The sequence below is a fragment of the Bacteroidota bacterium genome (assembly GCA_017303975.1).
In the GTDB taxonomy this organism is placed as follows: Bacteria; Bacteroidota; Bacteroidia; order JAFLBG01; family JAFLBG01; genus JAFLBG01.
In genome coordinates this window covers 1-4004 of record JAFLBG010000066.1, presented here as the reverse complement: position 1 = coordinate 4004, position 4004 = coordinate 1, and the positions used below count along the sequence as shown (strand labels likewise).

Genomic DNA, 4004 nt, shown 5'->3' with positions numbered 1-4004 from the left:
TATCAAAAAGCCAGGCAGCAGTTCCGGGCGGACGAATATAAAATCCCCCACCATCGGCAATACCTGCCCGTTAGCTGTAATGGCAACCAATCCTTGACTATGACGAAAAGCAAAATAAAAAGCTATTTAGACTTAATCCCGCTTCTTATCCTCACAATTTCGGCAGTTATACTTTTGTGGAAGTATGCATCCGGCGAGGGAGGTCTATTTTGGAAACATTACCTTGGGCTTTTACTGCTGCCAGTGAACTACCTATTATTTGCTTTACGACATAAGATCGGCGTATTAGCTTTAGGATTGACCCTCTTTCTTGGCCTGTTTAGCTTGCTCTCTTACAGTCCTGCAGGTAACACGACAACACTTTATAAAGAATTCGGAGATGCAAAGCTTCCATTTTTTTATGGGCAACCTATTTTTCTAGTTTGGATCATAGTTCATTTCATTCTATCCGCTCGACATTATGTCGGCATTGCGACAAAAAAGTATTGGGATGGCTTGATAAATAACAAGGAAGTTAGCTTTGACTAACCGATCCACTGCCGCTAACATGGGGCTTGGCGTCATCCTACTAACTCCCAAGCTTCGAGTCAGAATTTTAAAATGAAAACAACTGTAATCAATTTGTTTGTTCCCCTTGACCAAAACCAAAATCATATGTTGAAATACATATTTTTATTTTTTCCGATCGCCTCATTATCTCAACAGGCCATTCCCAAGAAGACAAATACAATAGAAGTAAAGGGTGTTTCTTTTAGAGAAGTCGCAAATAGTCTTCTAGACGCAGGCTATACTTTAGAAAAGACCGATAGCAACTTCCAAACAATCAAGACCGACTTTAAAGATGGCACTGGCAAAAATAAATGGATGAAACTACGACTGATAACAAGAATAAAGGATTCCACAGCCATCATTACCGGTGAGTGGTATAATGCCATGTTTATTGGCGGCAAATTGCTAGGAGTAGAACAAACCATCGAAAATTCAACGTATAAAATTGAGTATACATCTGGTAATCCCAAAAATTGTTTCATAGAAATGAATGCGTTTGCAATTTCGTTCAAAAAGGAAATTACATATCTTGTTAAATGAATGCTTTTACCGGACAAAACGTTTACACGAAAAGTACGGCGCCCAACATTGGGTTCCTATGTAAAGCGTTATCGGAGTGTTCGCCCGGAGGTTGATATGGCAGCTAAGGTATTACATGTTTTTAGTCTGTCACAATAGATTTAAATGATATTATAATATGTCGATGGGCATAACACTGCTGTCGTTGTTAAATAATTTAAAGCGTTGCTAAGCGTATATTAATGTTCTTTAAACTCCTGCCTTATGTAATGGCCATCAGAATAAATTCTCATCGACAGAATAAAGCCCTGCGACATATCGGGCTGGCATGGTCTTTTTAAATATTCTCTTTAAAAAGTATTTTTAACCTCCGGCGGGGATTTCGCACCCGGCTTTTCGTAACTCCGATTGGCCATTGCACAAAGCCCCGGCCGTTGGTAGCTATTGTAAACTATCACCTTACTATGTTAACAGAGAAAGAAATACTTTATACATTAGACAATTACCGGAACGGATACGACCCCGTATTTGTAGAACTTGGACATCCTTATGTTTTTCCAATTGACTCTCGAATTAACATTTTTCGAAATAGTCAAGAAAAGTGGGCTTTAGCAATTGAAACTTTGGGGTATAATCCTCGTGCAGACAGTATTGGTTTAGTCATCACTTACTATGGGAACTGCTTAACAAATCTTGAAAACAGAGAAAGTTATACTTCTAATTCCTAATGCGTTTTACCTATTGAGCAAGAAAGTTTCAATAATACAATTGAAGGTGAATCTTTAAAACCAGATGCAAGATTTTGGACTGTGAGAAATAAACAAATCGAACTTTCACATTCAAAAGAAGATTATCGCAATGCAGGGATTGAACTAAAAGAATACGAACCTAATGAAATATCGGTGGAAGAAGTTGGAAGACTTTTAGTTACTAAGCATCGAGATTTATTTAGAGCAACAGAAGATGAATTATATAAATCCATACCAAATGAGTTAGAAAAAATATTGGTAATTGACGAATGGTTTCATAAAGATTTTTATCAAAACGATTTTGACCCGATTGAAAGCATGCCTTTTCCAATTCCGTCACCTGAACAATTAAAAGAAGCGTTTGAAAGTAAAATCGACGAATTGAACGAATTAAATATTTCAAAAGAAGCGTTGCTAAAATCATTTGACTTTACTGACCATAATGAAAGGAGAATCGACCATAATAATGAAGAATGGGAAAATAATCGGCCAAGTAGTTATGAGACTTGGCAATTAATAGCAAAAGTTATTGCGACAGGCGACACATTACTTTACAAGCCAACTTTAGAGCCAACCTCTCATTGGAAATATTGGCCCGAAGCTGGAACGATGTGACAACAGCATAAACAGTTGCTACCAACATTAGTTTCCTATGTAAAGCGTTTTCTGAGTGTTCGCCCGGAGGTTGATATGGCAGCTAAGGTATTACATGTTTTTAGTCTGTCACAATAGATTTAAATGATTTTATAATATGTCGATGGGCATAACACTGCTGTCATTGTTAAATAATTTAAAGCGTTGCTAAGCGTATATTAATGTTCTTTAAACTCCGGCCTTATGTAATGGCTATCAGAATATATTCTCATCGAAAGAATATAGGTCGGCGGCATATCGGGCTGTCACGGCTTTTTTGAATATGATCTTAAAAAAGTAATTCTAATCTCCGGTGGGGATTCCGCACCCGGCTTTTCGTAACTCCGATTGGCCACTGCATAATGCCCTTCCCGTTGTAGGCAAGCTTAATGAACATTCCGTATGATTCAAAATCGTAAAGAGACAGCCTGGAAGAAAAATAGAAATTTTGGCGACATTCATGGAGGACGAACGCGGTTAAAATGCGCTGACGGAATTTTCGAATGCCAACACAACTTAGCACCACCGACACCAGACCAAGAAAAACCAATATTTATTGTAGAAAACACTTCAAGAGATTTCTATTTTCCCGTGACAGTGGACGAAATAAAAGAAGTTCTTAAAAAACTTCCAAGCAATCACACTAAGTATTTGACACACGTTTGGCTGGACAAAGTCAAAAAATCAGACTATTTAAAAGGAGAAACATTACAAGGACAATTTGTTTGTGGTAGCAAAGTTTATTTGATAAAACTATACGCCGTTCCAATAGACAATAAAATGCTTTTTGGACAGACCAAGCCAACAAGTAAACAGTTAGGATTTTACAAACTATATTGTAATAACTTACAGCACGATAAAAATGGCTGGTTTTTGCAATGGACAAATGAAAGCTATAAAAGATACTATTTAGAAAAATTGCTTTTACACGAAATTGGACATTGTGTTGACTATATTTATAAGCGACAATGGAGTAAAGCAAACGCAAAGCAAGTTGAAGACTTTGCCGACAACTATGCTGTTATTTGGAGCAACAACATTAAGCAGACAATTGAGCAGAGTGATTAATCGGCAAAAAGCCTGCCTACAACATAGGGTTCCTATGTAAAAGGGGTTAAACGGTTCTCCCTTGTGTTATATATATTGTATTGATGATGAACGGCAACAGTTTTTATTGTTTATACGCATTGATTTGAATGATTGCATTTGCTGCAGCTGGAATATAGGAGGGCCTTGCTGCAATCAATTAAAGACACTGCGGAATACTTTCCATACATTACTTTAAACCCAGGCTTTGCGTAGCAGGGGACGACGAATAAATCCTCATCTTTCTGTTCGCTATCAGCAGCGGTTCGGTCAGACGTAATTCTATTCGGCTTTAGTTCCGGGCTGGACGATATAAAATATCAGCACAGCAGCAACCCCTGTTCGTTATGCGCAATATGAGATTCTTAATAGCAATACTGCTCCTTTGTTCACTTTATTTGCTTAATTCTTGTAACAGTGCAAAAAGAAATCAAAATATTTACCCTGACTGCTCTTCAACGGACATCG

The 4004-nt window shown here is 37.6% G+C and carries 5 protein-coding genes; all 5 read left to right on the top strand.

Going from position 1 to position 4004, the window contains the following annotated elements; genetic code table 11:
* On the top strand, positions 1-528 hold a 528-nt coding region (locus J0M08_14235; protein MBN8704215.1), incomplete at its 5' end, for a hypothetical protein.
* A gap of 72 nt (positions 529-600) precedes the next feature.
* Positions 601-1089 carry a hypothetical protein gene (locus J0M08_14230; protein ID MBN8704214.1) on the top strand — a complete coding sequence of 163 codons (489 nt, stop codon included), beginning with the start codon at positions 601-603 and terminating at the stop codon, positions 1087-1089.
* A 443-nt stretch (positions 1090-1532) separates the two neighbouring features.
* Positions 1533-1796 carry a hypothetical protein gene (locus tag J0M08_14225; GenBank protein MBN8704213.1) on the top strand — a complete coding sequence of 88 codons (264 nt, stop codon included), beginning with the start codon at positions 1533-1535 and terminating at the stop codon, positions 1794-1796.
* 81 nt (positions 1797-1877) lie between these two features.
* Positions 1878-2432, top strand: a complete 555-nt coding sequence (locus J0M08_14220; protein ID MBN8704212.1) for a hypothetical protein — start codon at positions 1878-1880, stop codon at positions 2430-2432.
* 420 nt (positions 2433-2852) lie between these two features.
* Positions 2853-3518, top strand: a complete 666-nt coding sequence (locus J0M08_14215) for a hypothetical protein (GenBank protein MBN8704211.1) — start codon at positions 2853-2855, stop codon at positions 3516-3518.
* Positions 3519-4004 lie beyond the last annotated feature (486 nt).

Excerpts from the sequence above, each read along its gene's own strand:
- J0M08_14215 (MBN8704211.1), top strand. The coding sequence starts at position 2,853 with ATGATTCAAAATCGTAAAGAGACAGCCTGGAAGAAAAATAGAAATTTT.
- J0M08_14230 (MBN8704214.1), top strand. The coding sequence starts at position 601 with ATGAAAACAACTGTAATCAATTTGTTTGTTCCCCTTGACCAAAACCAA.
- J0M08_14225 (MBN8704213.1), top strand. The coding sequence starts at position 1,533 with ATGTTAACAGAGAAAGAAATACTTTATACATTAGACAATTACCGGAAC.